The organism is Streptomyces sp. MGP-P1 (assembly GCF_057766565.1).
Genome location: NZ_JBYMEM010000007.1, coordinates 2,099,146 through 2,117,179, shown reverse-complemented (window position 1 = coordinate 2,117,179; position 18,034 = coordinate 2,099,146). Strand labels below are relative to the sequence as shown.

The 18,034-nt window shown below is 72.8% G+C and carries 13 protein-coding genes, 2 tRNA genes and 1 pseudogene; 6 read left to right on the top strand and 10 right to left on the bottom strand.

What is annotated here, in order from left to right:
* Positions 1–37 precede the first annotated feature (37 nt).
* From AC3CH1_RS31065 to pgsA, 3 genes are read right to left on the bottom strand one after another with little or no spacing between them, the layout of a single operon-like run.
* A complete protein-coding gene (locus AC3CH1_RS31065) occupies positions 38–1,198 on the bottom strand; it encodes a glycosyltransferase family 4 protein (protein ID WP_488465912.1) in 1,161 nt (386 codons plus the stop codon).
* On the bottom strand, positions 1,195–2,118 hold the full coding sequence (locus tag AC3CH1_RS31060) for a phosphatidylinositol mannoside acyltransferase (protein WP_488465911.1): 924 nt from the start codon (positions 2,116–2,118) through the stop codon (positions 1,195–1,197). The genes AC3CH1_RS31065 and AC3CH1_RS31060 overlap by 4 nt, the downstream gene beginning before the upstream one ends.
* Positions 2,115–2,843, bottom strand: a complete 729-nt coding sequence (pgsA, locus tag AC3CH1_RS31055; RefSeq protein ID WP_488465910.1) for a phosphatidylinositol phosphate synthase — start codon at positions 2,841–2,843, stop codon at positions 2,115–2,117. Before pgsA ends, AC3CH1_RS31060 begins: the two co-directional genes overlap by 4 nt.
* Before the next feature lie 431 nt (positions 2,844–3,274).
* Between pgsA and AC3CH1_RS31050 the strand changes: the two genes are divergently transcribed.
* A complete protein-coding gene (locus tag AC3CH1_RS31050) occupies positions 3,275–5,500 on the top strand; it encodes an elongation factor G-like protein EF-G2 (RefSeq protein ID WP_488465909.1) in 2,226 nt (741 codons plus the stop codon).
* A 152-nt stretch (positions 5,501–5,652) separates the two neighbouring features.
* Complete coding sequence (locus tag AC3CH1_RS31045; RefSeq protein WP_488465908.1) at positions 5,653–7,323, top strand: hypothetical protein; 1,671 nt, start codon at positions 5,653–5,655, stop codon at positions 7,321–7,323.
* Positions 7,324–7,376: 53 nt separating this feature from the next.
* Here AC3CH1_RS31045 and AC3CH1_RS31040 read toward each other — a convergent pair whose 3' ends face one another.
* A complete protein-coding gene (locus AC3CH1_RS31040) occupies positions 7,377–7,952 on the bottom strand; it encodes an HIT family protein (protein ID WP_488465907.1) in 576 nt (191 codons plus the stop codon).
* A 66-nt stretch (positions 7,953–8,018) separates the two neighbouring features.
* On the opposite strand from AC3CH1_RS31040, the pseudogene AC3CH1_RS31035 reads away from it, so the two are divergent.
* Positions 8,019–8,694, top strand: a pseudogene (locus AC3CH1_RS31035) (potassium channel family protein).
* A gap of 29 nt (positions 8,695–8,723) precedes the next feature.
* Here the strand turns inward: AC3CH1_RS31035 and thrS are convergent.
* From thrS to AC3CH1_RS31020, 3 genes are all read right to left on the bottom strand, one after another.
* Positions 8,724–10,700 (bottom strand): threonine--tRNA ligase, encoded by a 1,977-nt coding sequence (gene thrS, locus AC3CH1_RS31030; RefSeq protein WP_488465906.1) that lies wholly within the window; start codon positions 10,698–10,700, stop codon positions 8,724–8,726.
* 99 nt (positions 10,701–10,799) lie between these two features.
* Positions 10,800–12,041: a hypothetical protein gene (locus AC3CH1_RS31025; RefSeq protein ID WP_488465905.1), complete on the bottom strand. Its 1,242-nt coding sequence runs from the start codon at positions 12,039–12,041 to the stop codon at positions 10,800–10,802.
* A gap of 11 nt (positions 12,042–12,052) precedes the next feature.
* Positions 12,053–12,649, bottom strand: a complete 597-nt coding sequence (locus tag AC3CH1_RS31020) for a DUF4365 domain-containing protein (protein ID WP_361869304.1) — start codon at positions 12,647–12,649, stop codon at positions 12,053–12,055.
* A gap of 226 nt (positions 12,650–12,875) precedes the next feature.
* Here AC3CH1_RS31020 and AC3CH1_RS31015 point away from each other — a divergent pair, with 226 nt between their 5' ends.
* Positions 12,876–13,601: an exonuclease domain-containing protein gene (locus AC3CH1_RS31015; protein WP_488465904.1), complete on the top strand. Its 726-nt coding sequence runs from the start codon at positions 12,876–12,878 to the stop codon at positions 13,599–13,601.
* Between the two features lie 65 nt (positions 13,602–13,666).
* Here AC3CH1_RS31015 and AC3CH1_RS31010 read toward each other — a convergent pair.
* Positions 13,667–13,738 (bottom strand) — tRNA-Val (locus tag AC3CH1_RS31010).
* Between the two features lie 139 nt (positions 13,739–13,877).
* On the opposite strand from AC3CH1_RS31010, the gene AC3CH1_RS31005 reads away from it, so the two are divergent.
* Positions 13,878–16,490, top strand: a complete 2,613-nt coding sequence (locus AC3CH1_RS31005; protein WP_488465903.1) for an SCO7613 C-terminal domain-containing membrane protein — start codon at positions 13,878–13,880, stop codon at positions 16,488–16,490.
* Positions 16,491–16,615: 125 nt separating this feature from the next.
* On the opposite strand, the gene AC3CH1_RS31000 is transcribed toward AC3CH1_RS31005, so the two are convergent.
* Together AC3CH1_RS31000 and AC3CH1_RS30995 are read right to left on the bottom strand one after the other, a co-directional pair.
* Positions 16,616–16,687: transfer RNA gene (locus AC3CH1_RS31000), tRNA-Val, on the bottom strand.
* Positions 16,688–16,742: 55 nt separating this feature from the next.
* Positions 16,743–17,198: a TIGR02611 family protein gene (locus AC3CH1_RS30995; protein ID WP_397800829.1), complete on the bottom strand. Its 456-nt coding sequence runs from the start codon at positions 17,196–17,198 to the stop codon at positions 16,743–16,745.
* Positions 17,199–17,388: 190 nt separating this feature from the next.
* Between AC3CH1_RS30995 and AC3CH1_RS30990 the strand changes: the two genes are divergently transcribed.
* The gene (locus AC3CH1_RS30990) at positions 17,389–17,802 is read left to right on the top strand and encodes an SsgA family sporulation/cell division regulator (protein ID WP_003959770.1); all 414 of its coding nucleotides are present in this window, start codon (positions 17,389–17,391) and stop codon (positions 17,800–17,802) included.
* Positions 17,803–18,034: the final 232 nt, after the last annotated feature.

The window sequence follows — 18,034 nt, the reverse complement described above, 5'->3', positions numbered from 1 at the left end:
CGCCGGGGGCCCCCGCTTCCACAGGAGCCCCCGGGGCTCAGTCCCGGGCCAGGCCGAACCGGGCCCGCAGCCCGGAGCGTTCGTCCGCCGCGACCGAGGCGGCCCCGTCGGTCACCGTCTCGTACACCGCGAGGATGTCGGCCCCCACCGTCGCCCAGTCGAAGCGCCGTACGTGGGCCTCGCCGCGCTCGCGCAGTCCGGCCCGGCGCTCGGGGTCGCCCAGCAGCCGGATCGCGGCGGCCGCCAGCGCGTCGGCGTCCTCATTGGCGAACAGGTCGCCCGCCGCGCCCTGGTCCAGCACCTGTGCGAAGGCGTCCAGGTCGCTCGCCAGCACCGGCGCACCGGCCGACAGCGCCTCGACCAGGATGATGCCGAAGCTCTCGCCGCCGGTGTTGGGGGCCACGTACACATCGACGCTGCGCAGCAGCCGGGCCTTGTCCTCGTCGCTGACCATGCCGAGGAACTCGACGCGCTCGCGCAGCTCCTTCGGCAGGGTCTCAACCGCCTCCTCCTCGTCGCCGCGCCCGGCGACCAGCAGCCGGGCCTCGGGGTGGGCGGCGAGGATCGCGGGCAGCGCCTTCATCAGGACGGGCAGGCCCTTGCGGGGTTCGTCGATGCGGCCGATGAAGCCGAGGGTCCCGCCCTGCCACGCGGTCTTCGGCTCGGCCTTGGCGAAGAAGCCGACGTCGACGCCGTTGGGGATGACGACGGCGTCCCCGCCGAGGTGCTCGACCAGGGTGCGCCGGGCGTACTCGCTGACGGCGATCCGGGCGCTGATCTTCTCCAGCGCGGGCTGGAGGATCGGGTACGCGGCGATCATCGCCCGGGAGCGCGGGTTGGACGTGTGGAAGGTGGCGACGATCGGCCCCTGCGCCGCCCAGCAGGCCAGCAGGCCCAGCGACGGGGAGGTCGGCTCGTGGATGTGGATGACGTCGAACGTGCCGTCGTGGAGCCAGCGCCGCACCCGGGCCGCCGAGAGGAAGCCGAAGTTCAGCCGGGCGACGGAGCCGTTGTACGGGACGGGGACGGCCCGGCCCGCCGAGACGGCGTAGGGCGGCAGTGGCGTCTCGTCGTCGGCGGGGGCCAGGACGGAGACCTCGTGGCCGAGCCGGATCAGGTGTTCGGCGAGGTCCCGGATGTGGAACTGCACGCCGCCCGGTACGTCCCAGGAGTACGGGCAGACGATGCCGATCTTCACGTGGATTCCCCCCGGGGGTCCAGATCGTCCAGCCAGAGTCGCTGGAGCATGTGCCAGTCCTCCGGGTGCTCGGCGATGCCGCCCGCGAAGGCGTCGGCCATCGCCTGGGTCATGGCGGCGGTCTTCTCGGCGCGGGTGCCTTCTGCCGGCGCCTCGACCGCCGGGTGGATGCGCCCCTTCATCACGGGTGTGCCGTCGTACCAGAGCGTTACCGGCATCAGCAGCGCGCCGGTCTGCTGGGCGAGCAGCGCCGGGCCCGCGGGCATCCGGGCGGTGGCGCCGAAGAACGACACCTCGGCGCCGGACGCGGACAGGTCCCGGTCCGCGACCAGGCAGATCAGACCGCCCGCGCGCAGCCGCCGGGCCAGGGTTCCGAACGCGGCCCCGCCGCTGTGCGGCAGGACCTCCATGCCCAGGCCCTCGCGGTAGGCGACGAACCGGTCGTAGAGCGTCGCGGGCTCCAGGCGTTCGGCGACGGTGGTGAAGGGGACCTTCAGGTCGGTGGTGACCCAGGCTCCCGCGAGGTCCCAGTTGGCCAGGTGCGGCAGGGCGACGATCACGCCCTTCCCGGCGTCCAGGCCCTCGGCCAGGTGGTGGACGTCGGCGATGTCGATGCTGTCCTTGATGCGCCGGGGGCTCCAGGTGGGCAGCCGGAAGGACTCCATCCAGTAGCGCATGTAGGAACGCATCCCGGCCCGCGACAGCTCGGCCAGCCGTTCCGGACCCGCGTCGGGGACGACCCGGGCCAGGTTCGACTCCAGGCGCAGCACGCTCTTGCCGCGCCGCTTCCACACCTGGTCGGCGATGGTGGAGAAGAGCCGGGCGGCGGCGGGCTCGGGCAGCTTCTTGACGGCGCCCCAGCCCAGTCCGTAGAGCCCGTCGGTGAGCCGCCCCTTCAGGTCGGACGCGTCGGCGCTCACCGGTCGCCCTCGCTCCCCCGGCCGACCTGACCGGCCTGACCGGCGGAACCGGCGGCGGACGGGTCCACGGCGGCCGGTCCCGAGGCGGTCTCCGCGGCGTCCGCCTCGGCGGATTCGCGGCGTACGGTCACCACGCGCTGGATCAGCGTCACGAGGCTGCCCGCGGCGACGATCCAGAGCGCGATCGGCAGCAGGACGTCGATACCGGGGACGCCGAATGCGTGCAGTCCGGCGAGACCGGCGGCGACCAGCGAGATCACCAGGCGCTCGGCGCGCTCCACCAGACCGTTGACCGCGACCGGCAGGCCGATCGACTCGCCCCGCGCCTTGGTGTACGAGACCACCTGGCCGCTGGCCAGGCAGAAGATCGCGACGGCGCACAGGATGGTGTCGTCACCGCCGCCCGCGTACCAGAGGGCGAATCCGGCGAAGATCGCCCCGTCGGCGACCCGGTCCAGCGTCGAGTCGAGGAACGCGCCCCACCGGCTGGAGATCCCGGCCTGCCGCGCCATGTTGCCGTCGACGAGGTCGGAGAAGACGAAGATCGTGATGACGATCGTGCCCCAGAAGAACTCCCCCATGGGGAAAAAGACCAGCGCACCTGCCATCACTCCGGCCGTGCCGACGAGAGTGACCGCGTCGGGGCTGACCCCGAGGCGGAGCAGCAGAGCGGCGAACGGTGTGAGGACACGCGTGAAAAATGCACGCGCGTACTTGTTCAGCATGGCCTTCCCGAGGGTTCGGTTCGCCGGGCGGCCCCTTCGGCCACCGGCTGGCCCATCGTAGTCACCGCCGGTGCCTTCCACCGGACGGGCACCCGCCGCCGGGTGTCACACCGGCACCCGCAGGGGCCGGGCGCGTACGCGCCGCTGTGGCCCGTGCCGGTGCCCGCCTTCCGGGGCGTGCCGGTGCGCGCCGTACGAACCGCGCCGTACGCGACGTACGAGCCGCGCCGTACGCGACGTAGGGGCAGAGCCCCGTCCGGACGAGCCGTGCCGTACGCGACGTATGGACGGGGCCCCGTCGCGGTGCCAAGCTCGAAGGACCGCGGGCGTCGCCGAAGCCGCCGCGCCGGCCTCCCCCTGCCCGTGACCACCGCTGCTCCGCGCGCGGTCGCCCTCCCCCGCACCGCGCCATCGACCGGGAGGCACGCACCATGGGCGACAAGGCACACGCACACCCCGGGGCCGCCGGAGGAGTATCGACGGCCGACCACCCCTCCGCCGTACGGAACGTGGTGCTGGTCGGCCCCAGCGGATCGGGCAAGACCACACTGGTCGAGGCGCTGGCCCTGACGGCGGGGGCCGTGAACCGGGCCGGGCGGGTCGAGGACGGGGCGACCGTCTCCGACCACGACGAGATCGAGCGGCGCCGACGGCGCTCCGTACAGCTCTCGCTGGTCCCGGTGGCCTGGGACGGCTGCAAGATCAATCTGCTGGACACACCCGGATACGCGGACTTCGTCGGGGAGCTGCGGGCCGGGCTGCGCGCGGCGGACGCGGCCCTCTTCGTCGTCTCCGCGGCCCAGGACGCGGCGACCGTGGCCGCGACCACCCGGGCCGCCTGGGAGGAGTGCGCCTTCGTCGGCATGCCACGGGCGATCGTGGTGACGCACCTGGACACCGCCCGCACCTCCTACCGGGAGATGAACCGGATCTGCGCCGAGGCCTTCGGGGGCGAGGACCCCGACGCCGTACTGCCCCTGTACCTGCCCGTGCCGGGGCCCGAGGGCGCAGACGGGCACGCCCCGCTGACCGGCCTCACCGGGCTGCTGAGCCGACGCGTCCTCGACTACTCCTCGGGGGAACGCGCCGAGCGGCCCCCGGCGCCCGACCAGGAGGAGCCCCTGCGGGCGGCCCGGGACCGGCTGATCGAGGGGATCATCGCCGAGAGCGAGGACGAGTCCCTGATGGACCGCTATCTCGCCGGCGAGGACCTCGACGTCGCGACGCTGATCGCCGACCTCGAACGGGCCGTCGCCCGGGGCTCCTTCCACCCCGTCCTCACGGCGGCGCCCGCGGCCGAGGGCGCCCGGCAGGGCGTCGGCACGGTGGAACTGCTGGACCTGATCACCCGCGGCTTCCCGACCCCGCTGGAGCGCACCCCACCCACCGTCACCACCCCGTCGGGCGAGCCACGGCCCGCCCCGGCCTGCGATCCCGGGGTCCCGCTGGTCGCCGAGGTCGTCAAGACGGCCTCCGACCCGTACGTGGGCCGGGTCTCGCTGGTCCGCGTCTTCTCCGGCACCCTGCGCCCCGACGACTCCGTACACCTCTGCGGCCACGGTCTGGGCGCCACGGGACACGCGCCCCGCCCCTGTCACGAGGCGGAGATCCGCGTCGGGGCGCTCACCTCACCCTTCGGCCGCCGGCAGCACGCCCTGGACCGGTGCGTCGCGGGCGATCTGGCGTGCGTGGCCCGGCTCGGTGAGGCGGAGACCGGCGACACGCTCTCCCCGGCCGACGACCCCGTCCTGATCGAACCCTGGTCGACGCCCGACGCGCTGCTCCCGCTGGCCGTACGGGCGCACGGCAAGGCGGACGAGGACAAGCTGTCGCAGGGCCTGTCCCGGCTGGTCGCCGAGGACCCCACGCTGCGCCTCGAACAGAACCCGGACACCGGTCAGGTCGTCCTGTGGTGCCTGGGCGAGGCCCACCAGGAGGTGGCCCTGGAGCGGCTGCGCAGCCGCTACGGCGTCCAGGTCGACGCGGAACCGCACCGGGTGCCGCTGCGCGAGACGTTCGCCGGGTGGGCCGCCGGGCGCGGACGGCACGTCAAACAGTCGGGCGGGCACGGCCAGTTCGCGATCTGCGAGATCGAGGTGGAGCCGCTGCCTCCGGGCTCGGGCATCGAGTTCGTCGACAAGGTCGTCGGCGGTTCGGTGCCGCGTCAGTTCGTTCCCTCGGTGGAGAAGGGCGTGCGGGCCCAGGCCGCCCGAGGGCTGGCCGCCGGGCACCCCCTGGTCGACGTGCGCGTCACGTTGCTGGACGGCAAGGCGCACTCGGTGGACTCCTCGGACGCCGCCTTCCAGACCGCCGGGGCGCTCGCGCTGCGCGAGGCCGCGTCCGACGCCCGCATCCAGCTCCTGGAACCGGTATGCGAGGTGAGCGTCCTGATCCCCGACGACTACGTGGGCCCGGTGATGAGCGACCTCTCGGGGCGGCGAGGGCGTGTCGTGGGCACCGAGCAGAGTCCGGGCGGGCGCACCGTCGTACGGGCCGAGGTGCCGGAGATCGAGGTCGGCCGGTACGCGGTGGACCTGCGCTCCCTGTCGCACGGCACCGGCCGCTTCGACCGCGCGTACGCCCGGCACGAGGCGATGCCGCCCCAGGTGGCAGACCGGGTCCGCGCGGAGCGGTCGGACGGGGGCCCCGGCGCGTGACCGGCGCACTGTCGCACACGCCGTTCGATGCACGCGGGTGACGGGTAGTGGTGTGATCAGGACGATACGCTGTGGTCGCAGCTCAGAAGGTATGCCGCGTACGGTAGTTGGGCACACCGCAGGAGCGGACGTGCGGCGAGTGGGGGCGACAGGTGGCCAACGACGGATTCGACTTCTCACCCGGGGCCCAGGTCCCGATCCAGGGCTCGGGCGGCCAGACCGTGGCGACCAATGCCCTGGCCTCGGCGGCGTATCGGGACAGTCCGGTGGAGACGATCCTCGACGCCAACAGCGAGTGGCACAAATCGGCGGTGAAGCCGGGCTCCTCGAAACTCTTCAAGTCCGACTACTTCAAGCCGAATCTCGGCGAGGCGTTCGCCCGTGCCGTCCAGGAGCGGATGCTCGGCGGCGCCCGCAAGGCGCTCATCCAGTCCTTCGGCACGGACCCACAGACCGTGGTGGAGCACTGCCTGTCGGCGAACAACCTGCGCAAGGCCCGTGACACCCGGCTCACCCTGGTGACCGTGGTGTTCGGCGTCCTGTTCCTGCCCGGCATGCTGGCCTGGGTGATCGCCTTCCGGGTCCGGGAGGCGCTCAACAAGTCCAAGGACATGGCGTTCCGCGCGGTCGGCACGATCCTCCTGGCCGCCTTCGGGATCGGCGCGCTGGTCCTGATGGTCGTGCTCCCCCTGGACGGGCTGCTCGCGCTCTACGTCCGGGGCGCGCTCATCGCCCCGGTGATCGGCTGGCTGATCGCCAAGCGGATCGCGGAGACCTCGGCCAGGGACATGCGGGCCCGCTGGGAAGGCCTGCTCTCCGGCGCCGGGGTGATCGCGAAGATCCCCGAGGCGGTGCCGAAGAACCCCAACGAGACCGCCCGCGAGGCCCTGCGCCAGAGCCTGGAGAAGCTGTCGGCCGAGCAGCAGTCGAACGCCGTCTTCTACGCGGGTCCCAAGGGCGTCCTCGGGATGGGCACCCGCTGGGGCAGCTGGCAGCTGGCCGAGGAGCTGCTGCCCAAGGACCCGACGAGGGAGATCCACCAGTTCCGCAGCTGGGACCTGATCCGGATCATCCACGACCAGCTGAAGATGCTGGAGCGCGGACCGCTGAACACCGGCGGCTTCCCGAAGCCGTCCGTGAAGCACTGGATCGTCTCGCCCATCGGGGAGAACGCCGACTCCGTCACGCGCCCCGAGGGCGAGGACGTCGCCACCTTCCAGGTGAAGCCCCACGAGATACAGCGGATCTGCAACCACCAGCAGTTCGGCAGCGGCGACCGGCATTACCTGGGCGTCCAGTTCACCCTGTGGGACGGCCAGCTGGTGATCACCATGATGATCACCGTCACCGTGCTCCACGAGACCCTGCGCATCGAGGTCACGGGCCACGCGCTGGGCCCGGTACACGGCCTGTTCCTCTCCAAGCCGGCGGCGAAGACGAGGACCGTCAACAAGACCGTCCGCTTCTGGGAGACCCGGGACATCCAGCTGGCGCTGGTGGACGCCAAGGAGGTCGTCCGGCTGGCCCTGCGGGCCCCGCTCACCTGGTATCCGCCGCTGCTGGACTACCTGGGCGGGAAGATAGTGCTGCCCGAGCCGTTCGGGCTGCGGCACGCGTGGGCGGCCAAGCCCTGGAACCACCGCTTCATGGCGGACGACGCGATGCGCGCCGCCACCCCGGTGCTGCGGGCCGTCCACACGGCGGCGATGCGAGTCCTCGCGGAGAACGGCGTCGACACGGAGCGCTTCGACAACCGCTCGATGATACTGAGCGGCCTCGTCCAGGACCCGGCCCCGCGCAAGGCCGACGTCTACGACGCGTAGGACGTGACGTGAGAGGGGAGGCCCGGCCGGGCCTCCCCTCTCACGTACCGCGCTCAGCGGGCAGACAGCTCGCCCTTCGGCCAGGCGTCGGACAGCATCGCCCGGGTGTCGCCCAGCAGCTGGGGCAGCACCCTGGTGTGGCCGATGACCGGCATGAAGTTGGCGTCCCCGCCCCAGCGCGGCACCAGATGCTGGTGCAGGTGCGCGGCGATCCCGGCGCCGGCCACGGAGCCCTGGTTCATGCCGATGTTGAAGCCGTGCGCCCCGGAGGCCGCCCGCAGCGCGACCATCGCGCGCTTGGTGAAGTCCGCCAGCTCCGCCGTCTCCGGGCCGTCCAGCTCGGTGTAGTCGGCCACATGACGGTAGGGGACGACCATGAGGTGACCACCGTTGTACGGGTACAGGTTCAGCACCGCGTAGACGTGCTCGCCGCGCGCCACGAGGAGCCCGTCCTCGTCGGATTTGGCGGGGATCGAACAGAACGGACAACCGTCCTCGGCGCCCGGGCCGCTCGGCTTGTTCTCGCCCTGGATGTACGCCATCCGGTGGGGAGTCCACAGGCGCTGGAATGCGTCGGGCGTCCCCACGCCGATCTGCTGCTCCGGCTCACTCGTCATGCCGATCAGCATATTGCGTCACCCCGGCGGAGCGTGTCGCCGGGGCCGCACCGCCCGGCCGCCCGCGATGCTGAGGCGATGAGCGACGGACCCGCCCCCGAGCCACCCACCCGGCTGACCCGCTGGGAGCGACGCACGGAGGTTCCGCTCTTCGCCGCGGGGCTGCTCTTCCTGACCGGGTACGCGGTCCGGGTGCTGACTCCGCACGACGACGAGCCCTGGAACGACCTCGCCCTGATCCTCGTCTGGTCGACCTGGCTGCTGTTCCTCGTGGACTACGGGGCCCGGCTGCGGCTCAGCGGACTGGGCGCGCGCTTCCCGCGCACGCACTGGCTCGACACCCTGGTCCTGCTGCTGCCCCTGCTGCGCCCGCTGCGCATGGTCAAGGTGTACACGGCGGTGCAGCAACGCCGCGACCGGCCGCGGCTCGGTCTGTACGCGCGAGTGATCTCGTACGCGGGCCTGACCGCCGCCCTGCTCGGTTTCGCCGCCGCGCTCGCGGTCTACCACCTGGAGCACACGGCTCCCGGCGCCTCGATCCGCACGTTCGGCGACGCGGTGTGGTGGGCGTGCGCGACGCTCACGACGGTCGGCTACGGGGACGCCGCACCGGTCACGTTCTGGGGGCGGACTGTCGCGGCGGGGCTGATGGCCGGCGGCCTGGCACTGCTCGGCGCGGTCACGGGGTCGTTCTCGTCCTGGCTGATCCAGGTGTTCACCCGGGAGGACGAGACGGCCCCCGGAGCGCGGGTAGCGCTCCGGAGGCCGTTCCTGCGTGACGGATCAGACCTGCACGCGGTCCTCGACAGCCTTCGCGATCTTGGCGAGGGCTTCGTCGACCGGGATGCCGTTCTCCTGCGAACCGTCGCGGTAGCGGAAGGACACCGTGCCCGCGTTCATGTCGTCGTCACCCACGATGAGCATGAAGGGCGTCTTCGCCTTCTGCGCGTTGCGGATCTTCTTCTGCATCCGGTCCGAGGAAGCGTCCACGTCCACCCGCAGCCCCTGCTTGCGCGCCTTGGCGGCGAACTCCTGGAGGTAGGGGATGTGGGCGTCGCCGATCGGGATGCCGACGGCCTGCACCGGGGCGAGCCAGACCGGGAACGCGCCCGCGTAGTGCTCCAGGAGCACGGCGAAGAAGCGCTCGATGGAACCGAACAGGGCACGGTGGATCATGACCGGGCGCTGCTTGGAACCGTCCGGGCCGGTGTACTCCAGGTCGAAGCGCTCCGGCAGGTTGAAGTCGAGCTGCACGGTCGACATCTGCCAGGTACGGCCGATGGCGTCTCGGCACTGCACCGAGATCTTCGGGCCGTAGAACGCGGCGCCGCCCGGGTCCGGGACCAGGGGCAGGCCCTGCTTCTCGGCGACCTGACGCAGGGTCTCGGTGGCCTCTTCCCAGGTCTCGTCGGAGCCGACGTACTTCTCCGGGTCCTTGGTGGAGAGCTCCAGGTAGAAGTCGGTGAGCCCGTAGTCGCGGAGCAGGTTCAGCACGAAGGTGAGCGTGCGGTCCAGCTCCTGGGCCATCTGCTCCTTGGTGCAGTAGATGTGCGCGTCGTCCTGCGTGAAGCCGCGCGAGCGGGTCAGGCCGTGCACGACGCCCGACTTCTCGTACCGGTACACCGTGCCGAACTCGAAGAGACGCAGGGGCAGTTCGCGGTACGAGCGGCCCCGCGCGTCGAAGATCAGGTTGTGCATCGGGCAGTTCATCGGCTTGAGGTAGTAGTCCACCCCGTCGTCGAGCTGCATGGGCGGGTACATGCCGTCGGCGTACCAGTCCAGGTGGCCGGACTTCTCGAAGAGCTTGCCCTTGGTGGCGTGCGGGCTGTAGACGAACTCGTAGCCCTCCTCCTCGTGACGGCGGCGCGAGTAGTCCTCCATGGCCCGGCGGATGACGCCGCCCTTGGGGTGGAAGACCGCGAGGCCGGGGCCGATCTCGTCGGGGAAGGAGAAGAGGTCCAGCTCGTTGCCGAGCTTGCGGTGGTCGCGCTTGGCGGCCTCCTCCAGGAACTCCAGGTGCGCCTTCAGCTCGTCCTTGGTCGGCCAGGCGGTGCCGTAGATGCGCTGGAGCATCGGGTTCTTCTCGCTGCCGCGCCAGTACGCCGCGGCGTTGCGCATCAGCTTGAACGCCGGGATGAACCGGGTGGTGGGCAGGTGCGGACCCCGGCAGAGGTCCTTCCAGCACAGGTCGCCGGTCTTGGGGTCGAGGTTGTCGTAGATGGTCAGCTCGCCGCCGCCCACCTCGACGTCCGCGCCGTCGTCCGAGGAGGCGGAACCCTTGATGCCGATGAGCTCCAGCTTGTACGGCTCGTCGGCCAGCTCCTCGCGGGCGGCCTCGTCGGAGACCACGCGGCGGGAGAACCTCTGGCCCCGCTTCTGGATCTCCTGCATCTTCTTCTCGATGGCCTTGAGGTCCTCGGGGGTGAACGGCTTCTCGACGTCGAAGTCGTAGTAGAAGCCGTCCTTGACCGGCGGGCCGATGCCGAGCTTGGCGTCGGGGAAGAGCTCCTGCACGGCCTGGGCCATGACGTGCGCGGTGGAGTGGCGCAGGATGTCCAGGCCGTCCTCGGAGGAGATCTCCACCGGCTCGACGGACTCGCCGTCCTGGAGCTCGTAGGAGAGGTCCTTGAGCTCGCCGCCGATGCGCGCGGCGACGACGGTGCGCTGACCGGGGAAGAGCTCGCCGGCCGTCGTGCCCGTCGTCACCACGTGCTCTTCCCGCTCGGAATCGCGTTGGATGATCACACGGACGTCTGACACCGGTCTCTCCTGACTGAGGGGATGCCCGCTCCATAGTGGCTGGGCACTATGGATCGTACCGAGCCGTACGCCCCCGATGCGAACGGCTTCCGGGCCGGGCTACGGCTCCTCCCCCGCGCACGCCTCCTCGAAGAAGTCCACGTTCTCCTGGAGGGCCTTCATCAGCCGGTCCCGTTCGGCCTCGTCGACCTGGACGGGCGCGACCTGCGAGGCCCCGGTGAGCCGCCGAAAGCCGCCCCGGTTCTCCAGCCGCCCCTCCACCCGGAGCGGCAGTCCGACCAGGTGCGCGTGGCCCGCGATGCGGTACGCCTCCTCGTCCAGCTCCACCCGGACGTGCGCGACCTCGGCCCCGGCCAGTACCCGCAGCCGTACGATTCCGGCGCCGCGCGGCCCCGAGCGGCGCAGCCGGACCACCGCGCCGGTCAGCAGCACCTGCACGGCGGGTTCGTCGCGGAGGTAGCGGGCTCCGGCGGCGCGCAGGGCGGGCAGGTCGCCCGGGGAGAACTCGACGGGCGCGGGGCGGGCCGGGCAGCCGTCCGGGGTGCCTGCGGCGGGCGCCCAGCGCAGGTCGATCCGGGCCCCCTCGGAGCCGCGCACCAGGGCGATCAACGCCTCGGTCAGCTCCCGGCCGACACCGGCCGCGACCGCGCTGTCGAAGGCCTCCATGCCGCCGGTGGCCCGCTGGTAGTCCACCGCCTCGCGGGTGGCGTGCAGGGCGTGGCAGAGCCGCACGGCGACGGCGCGGCCGGAGGCGACGGGGACGTACGCGGTGAGGCTCCGGCCGTCGGCTCCGGGCCCGATCAGGGCGTCGTCCAGGGCGGCGCGCGCTTTCCGGCGGTGCCGGGCCCCGTGGTAGCCGGCCCGGCCGCGGGCCGCGAGGGCGCCGGCCATGAGGACCTGCCGGGCGGCCGAGCGCAGCTCCTCCGCCTCGGTCCAGGCGGCGGCGCCCGCGGCTGCCGCCGCCGACTCGGGGACCTCGCGCCACCAGCGGATCTCGTCGCTGGGCAGGGTGAGGGAGAGAAGGATGTCGCGGGCGGAGGGGGCGGCGCTGCGGCCGAGGGCGAGCAGGGCCTCCTCGATCAGCTCCCCGCTGTCGGGGAAGCCCGCGCTCTCGGGCACCAGCAGGCTGGTCGTCCCCGCGGCGGATCCGGGCGGGGTCCAGCGGCCGTAGCGTCCCGGTGCTCCCCCGCGCCGCTGCCAGCCGTGCCGGCGCAGGAGGGCCCCGAGGACGGCGGGGTCGGGGAGTTCCTCACCGGCCCCGGCGAGGGGCGGGGGCCCGGGGCGGGCGGTGGGATGCGAGCGGGCGGCGGGCAGACCCGCTCCGCCCGTGGGCTCGTCCATCGACCGGTGCATCAGGGTCTCCCTCCGGCCCCGACCCGGGCCATGATGTCGCAGAGTGCGCGGTCGTCGAAGATCCGTGAGGTCGGGACGCGCACAGTGGTCCGGTGCCGGCCCGTCACCGCGTGGCCGGCCAGGTTGGTCCAGTAGCAGCAGTGGCGCAGGTCGAGGCCCCCGGGCCCGGCGCGCAGCCAGTCGTCCTGGCTGCGGGGGACGATCATCACGACCAGGATCTTGTGCACCGACACCGGGCTGCGGGCGAGCTTGACGAGGTGGGCGTTGTCGAGCGTGAAGGAGAACGCCCCGCCCGCCGGGTGCGGCGGTATCTGGTAGGTGCATTTGAGCTGCACCTTGATGGTCACTTCGTCGTCGACGGTGTGGGCCGGGGCGCCGTGGCTGACGTGCCAGTCGATGCCGTTGTCGGGGAAGGGCTGGGACAGGGAGCATCCCGCCGCCGCCGCGACGGCGTGCAGATAGCCCACCTGGAGGGTCTCCATGCAGGCGGTGGTGGCGAGGGAGCCGCGCAGCGGCGCGTCGAGCTGCTGCGGCGGCCGGGGCCCGATGGCCTCGGCGCGGGCGGTCCCCCCGGGGTCGGGCTGCGCGAGCGCCATGGCTCCGTGTGCCTTCCGGGCGTGCCGATCGATGGCAGGTGGTCTGCCGGCGGGTGTCGTGGGCTGGGCGGATCGACGGACGTCGGAAGCAACTCCCCGGCGTCTCACCTGTGTTGTCACCGCATCGGACCGCCCGCAAACGGCGTATCAGGCAAACAGCCCGGGTATCACCGATATCGGGCAGAGGAATCACTCCATCTGCCGTGCGGGTGCGAGGAGTTCGGGGATGATGCACTGGTTCGAGGGGCCGCTGGCCGCTTTTGACACGGAGACAACAGGCGTGGACGTCGAGCAGGACCGGATCGTTTCGGCCGCTCTCGTCGCGCAGGACACCGCGGGCGGGCGCGTCCGCGTCACGCGCTGGCTGGTCAATCCGGGCGTCCCGGTTCCGCCGGAGGCGGCCGAGATCCACCGTCTGACCGACGATCACCTCCAGCGCTACGGGCGTTGGCCCGCCCCGGTGATGGACGAGATAGCCCGGGCGCTGGCGGAGAGCTGCGCGACCGGGCGGCCGCTGGTGGTGATGAACGCCCCCTTCGACCTGACGCTGCTGGACCGGGAGCTGAAACGGCACCGGGCGTCGTCGCTGGCCGGCTATCTGGACGGGGTGCCGATGCGCGTCGTGGATCCGCGGGTGCTGGACAAGCACCTGGACCGCTACCGCAAGGGCCGTCGTACGCTCACGGCCCTGTGCGCGAGTTACGAGGTGGTGCTCGACGGCGCCCATGACGCGGCGGCCGACGCGACGGCCTCGTTGGAGCTGGTTCGGGCGGTGTGCCGGCGCTTCTCGGCCCGGCTGGAGCGGCTGTCGCCGTCCGAGCTGCACTCCTTGCAGGCGACCTGGCACGCGGCCCAGGCGCGTGGTCTGGAGGCGTGGTTCGCGAAGAGCGGGACGCCGGAGACGGTGGATCCGGCGTGGCCGCTGCGCCCGGAGCTGCCCGCGGCGGCGTGAGGGGTTCGAGGCGTGGGACATGCGAAAGCCGGTCCGCGTGATGCTGGCGGACCGGCTTTCCCCGGTGGGCGATACTGGGTTCGAACCAGTGACCTCTTCGGTGTGAACGAAGCGCTCTCCCACTGAGCTAATCGCCCGGGAACGGGTTGAACCATACAGGGCTTCGTGGGCTTCGTTCAAACTCCTTCCGGTCGGGCCGCACTCGGGGCGCGGCGGCCGGGAAGTGAGTATCCGAGCGCATGTGCGGGCCGGGTGGCCGGGGCCACACTCCCGTACATGGAACACGTGCCCCCGCCCGCCGAGGAACTGGCCCGCCTCGATCGAGAACTGGCCGAGCTGGACGCCCGCCGGGCCCAGCTGCTGACCCGGCGCACCTGGCTGCTCGCCGCGCTGCGGTCGCCCGCGTCGACGGCCGCCCCGGGCTGGAACCCGTCCGGCTGGGGAGCGCCTCCCGGCGCGCTCGCGCAGCCGTGGGGCTATGCGCCGAAGCGGCCGTCCGCGCCGCGCGGCGCGCAGAACGTCCTGCTGACGTTGGGCGGTCTGCTGCTGACGGTCGCGGCCGTCGCGTTCACCCTGGTGAGCTGGGGTTCGATGGGGATCGGCGGCCGGTCGGCCGTGCTGGCCGCGGTGACCCTGGGGGCGCTGATCGTCCCGGCGGTGCTGCTGCGGCGGGGGCTGGCGGCCACCGCCGAGGCGCTGGTCGCCCTGGCCCTGGTGCTGACGCTGCTGGACGTCTACGCGGTCCACGCGGTGGCCGCGCCCGACACCGACGGGCTCGGCTTCACGGCCGTCGCGTCGGCGGTGCTCGCGGCGCTGTGGACGGCGTACGGGCTGGCGCTGGGCACGCTGCGGCTGCCGTTGCCGGCCGCCGTGGTGCTGGCGCAGTGGCCGCTGTTGTTCTGGGCCTGGGCCGCGGGCGCACCGGCGCTGGTGGTCGGGTGGGCGCTGCTGGCGACCGCGGTGCTGGACGGAGCGATCGCCCTGTGGGGCAAGGGCGCCGGGGTACGGGTCACGGCGTGCGTCGGTGGATCGGCGATGGGGTTCTCGGCCCTGACGGTGGGCCTGGCGCTGTCCACGACGGCCTCGGGGCCGCTCGGGGCGGCGGCTCCGGGCGCGCTGCTGCTGGCCGCGGCCGCGGCGGCCCTGGCCGGAGCGTGGCGCGCGCCGAAGGGTTTCGCCCGGACGGGCGGTGTGGTGGCGGGCCTCGCGGCGGTGGCCGCGGTGGGCGGCGTACCTGCCGCCGCGCTGCCGGGCGGCTGGCGGGTGCTCGCGTATCTGCTGTGCGGCCTCGCCCTGACCGGGGTCGTACGGGCAGGGGTGCCGAGGGAGGCTGCACGCGGGGTGCTGGTGGCGTCGGGGGCGGTGGTGGCCGGCTCCCTGGTGTGGGCGCTGCCGCCGCTCGCGGCGGTGCTGCTGGGCCCGGTGACGCTGCTGTCGGACGTGTGGGCGGCGTCGCCGGAGGGTTTCCGGTCCGCGCTGGGGTCGACGCTGCCGTGGTCGGAGCTGGCCGCGGCTCCGCTGGTGGTCGCGCTGGTGGCCGGGCTGTTGGGGGCGGCGCACCGGTGGTGGCCGTCGGTCGTGCGGATCACGGTGCCATTGGCCGCGCCGAGGACGGCGGACACCGGCACGCCGGGAGTGGGAGTACCGGGAGCGCCGGGAGCGCTCGGGGCCGCGGCGCCCTGGCCCGGCTGGTCCGGCTGGACCGCCTGGTCCGGGGCCGGGGCCGGTGCCGGCGGGCGGCCTTCCGCGGCCACGCTGCGCGGGGTCGTCGGTGCTGGGGCGGTGGCTCTCGGCTGGGGCGCGGTCCTGCTGGCCGGGGCGCTGCTGGACGTGCCCTACGCGCTCGCGGTGGCCGGGGAGACGGCTCTGGTGGGCGGTCTGCTCGCGCTGGCGGTGCGGGGGGCCGGGGGCGGCCGGGGCGCGACCGCGATGCCGGTGACCGCCCTGGTGGCGGCGGTGGCGGGGGCGGTGAGCGTGGGGGTGCTGTCGCTGGCGTCCGAGGTGGCCTCCTACGCGGTGTTCGGCGCGCTGGCGGCCCTGTTCGCCGGGGCTGCGGTCCGGGCGGGAGCCGAGGTGCCGCGTGCGGTGTTCGCGGTCGCCGCGGTGGTCTGGGGCACCGCGCTCACGGGGCTGGCGGGCCGGTCGCTGGGCCTCGCCCCGCAGGAGACCGCGCCGCTGGTGCTCGTGGTGCCCGCGCTGACGGTGCTGCTCGGGGCGCGGCTGCGGCGGAACCCGGTGGCGTTGCCGGTGGAGCTGACGGGCGCGCTGGGTGCGCTGGTGGCCGTGGGGCTCGCGGTGTCCGACGCGCCGTTCCTGGCCCTGGTGCTGGCGTTGTGCGGGGTGCTGGCCGCGGGGGCGGCCGTGCGGCCTGAGCGGCGGCCGGTGGCGGGTTACCTGGCGGCGGCGCTGTTCGTGCTGGCCACGTGGGTGCGGCTGGCGGCCTCGGAGGTGTCGTTCCCGGAGGCGTACACGCTGCCGGTGACCGTGCCCGCGCTGGTGGTCGGCGTGCTGCGGCGGCGCCGGGACCCGGAGGCCTCGTCGTGGACGGCGTACGGGCCGGGGCTCGCGGCGACGCTGCTGCCGAGCATGGCGGTCGCCTGGACCGACACGGACTGGCTCCGGCCGTTGCTGCTGGGGGTGGCGGCGCTGGTGATCACCCTGCTCGGGGCGCGCCACCGCCTCCAGGCGCTGCTGCTGCTCGGTGGGGCTGTGCTGGCACTGGACGGGCTGCACGAGCTGGCGCCGTACGTGGTGCAGGTCGCGGGTGCGCTCCCGCGCTGGCTGCCGCCGGCCCTGGCCGGGCTGTTGTTGCTGGTGGTAGGAGCGACGTACGAGCAGCGGCTGCGCGACGCCCGTCGGCTCAGGGACGCGCTGGGGCGGATGCGGTGAGCCGCGCCCGGTCCGGGGGGCACGCCGGTCAGAGCGGCTCCCGGACCGGGCCCAGCGGGCACCGCACCGAGGGCAACGCAGAGGGCCCGGGAGACGGATTCCGTCTCCCGGGCCCTCTGTCCGGGTGGGCGATACTGGGTTCGAACCAGTGACCTCTTCGGTGTGAACGAAGCGCTCTCCCACTGAGCTAATCGCCCGGGCGCACCGCAAACATTACCCCATGTCAGCGGTGCTTCTGGACCGTCCCCCGGGCTACTCGCTGATCTTCCACGGCATGGTGAGCCCGAACTTCCAGACGTAGATCCCGGCCAGAACCGCCATGATCACGAGGCCGAGCGTGGTGAGGATGATGTTGCGGCGCCGGACCTTGGGATCGAGGGCCCGCTGCGCCGCCTCGGTGACCTTGCGCTTGGTCCAGCGCAGCACCAATTGGGCCCAGACGAACTCGGTCGCCCAGATCGCCATACCGCCGAAGATCACCAGCCAGCCGGGACCCGGCAGCACCAGCATGAGCACGCCCGCGATCACCACGCCGAGGCCGACGATGAAGACGCCGACCTGCCAGCTCAGATGGAGCGCTTTCGACGCCTTGATGAAACCCGGCGCCCGCGAGCCCAGCTCACGCTCCGCCCGGTCCGATTCCCCCGTGGCGGATGCCGGGGCCGCCTGGTCGGCGACCTCGCTCCGCTCGTCACTCTCCGCGTTCATGAAGCTCAACTTACCCGACCTGTCCTCGTCACTGGAATGGGCGCATAACTCAAAGTTACACGCCGCCGAGCGAGGGACCCGAAGCATCACAAATGGGTCAGAGGGGTTTACAACGCCACCGTAGGTGGCATGTCGATTTCGCCGACGTGCGAATCCCCGAGCGCACACTGAGCGAAAGGCCCTGGCGCTTATGAACACCACGGTCAGCTGCGAGCTGCACCTGCGCCTCGTTGTGTCGAGCGAGTCCTCACTGCCTGTACCCGCGGGCCTGCGGTATGACACGGCCGATCCCTATGCCGTGCACGCCACCTTCCACACCGGAGCGGAGGAGACGGTCGAATGGGTATTCGCCCGCGACCTCCTCGCCGAAGGGCTGCACCGGCCCACCGGCACCGGAGACGTCCGCGTCTGGCCATCTCGTAGTCACGGTCAAGGCGTCGTATGCATCGCCCTGAGCTCCCCAGAGGGAGAAGCCCTGCTCGAAGCCCCGGCGCGAGCCCTGGAGTCGTTCCTGAAGAGGACCGACGCCGCGGTTCCGCCCGGCACCGAGCATCGTCACTTCGATCTCGACACGGAGCTCTCCCACATCCTGGCCGAGAGCTGAGCCAGGCAGAGAGCCGCTCTACGCCGTCCGACTCGGGGCGACGGCGTCGTGCTGACAACCGCATAGGGCAGACACCGGCGCCGTCGTCGCGGAAACCACCGCGACGACGGCGCCGGTGCGCCCGGCCGCCGCGGCTCCTCCTCCCTGGCGCCGGAGGGATCCGTTCCCCCCGCACCGGGCCCGGCACCGGCCCGCCGAGCCAGTAGAGTCAGCCGCCATCGGCAGGCGCCCG

Excerpts from the sequence above, each read along its gene's own strand:
- AC3CH1_RS31040 (WP_488465907.1), bottom strand. The coding sequence starts at position 7,952 with ATGCTGATCGGCATGACGAGTGAGCCGGAGCAGCAGATCGGCGTGGGG.
- AC3CH1_RS31025 (WP_488465905.1), bottom strand. The coding sequence starts at position 12,041 with ATGGACGAGCCCACGGGCGGAGCGGGTCTGCCCGCCGCCCGCTCGCAT.
- AC3CH1_RS30990 (WP_003959770.1), top strand. The coding sequence starts at position 17,389 with ATGAACACCACGGTCAGCTGCGAGCTGCACCTGCGCCTCGTTGTGTCG.
- AC3CH1_RS31050 (WP_488465909.1), top strand. The coding sequence starts at position 3,275 with ATGGGCGACAAGGCACACGCACACCCCGGGGCCGCCGGAGGAGTATCG.
- AC3CH1_RS31015 (WP_488465904.1), top strand. The coding sequence starts at position 12,876 with ATGATGCACTGGTTCGAGGGGCCGCTGGCCGCTTTTGACACGGAGACA.
- AC3CH1_RS31005 (WP_488465903.1), top strand. The coding sequence starts at position 13,878 with ATGGAACACGTGCCCCCGCCCGCCGAGGAACTGGCCCGCCTCGATCGA.
- AC3CH1_RS30995 (WP_397800829.1), bottom strand. The coding sequence starts at position 17,198 with ATGAACGCGGAGAGTGACGAGCGGAGCGAGGTCGCCGACCAGGCGGCC.
- pgsA (WP_488465910.1), bottom strand. The coding sequence starts at position 2,843 with ATGCTGAACAAGTACGCGCGTGCATTTTTCACGCGTGTCCTCACACCG.
- AC3CH1_RS31020 (WP_361869304.1), bottom strand. The coding sequence starts at position 12,649 with ATGGCGCTCGCGCAGCCCGACCCCGGGGGGACCGCCCGCGCCGAGGCC.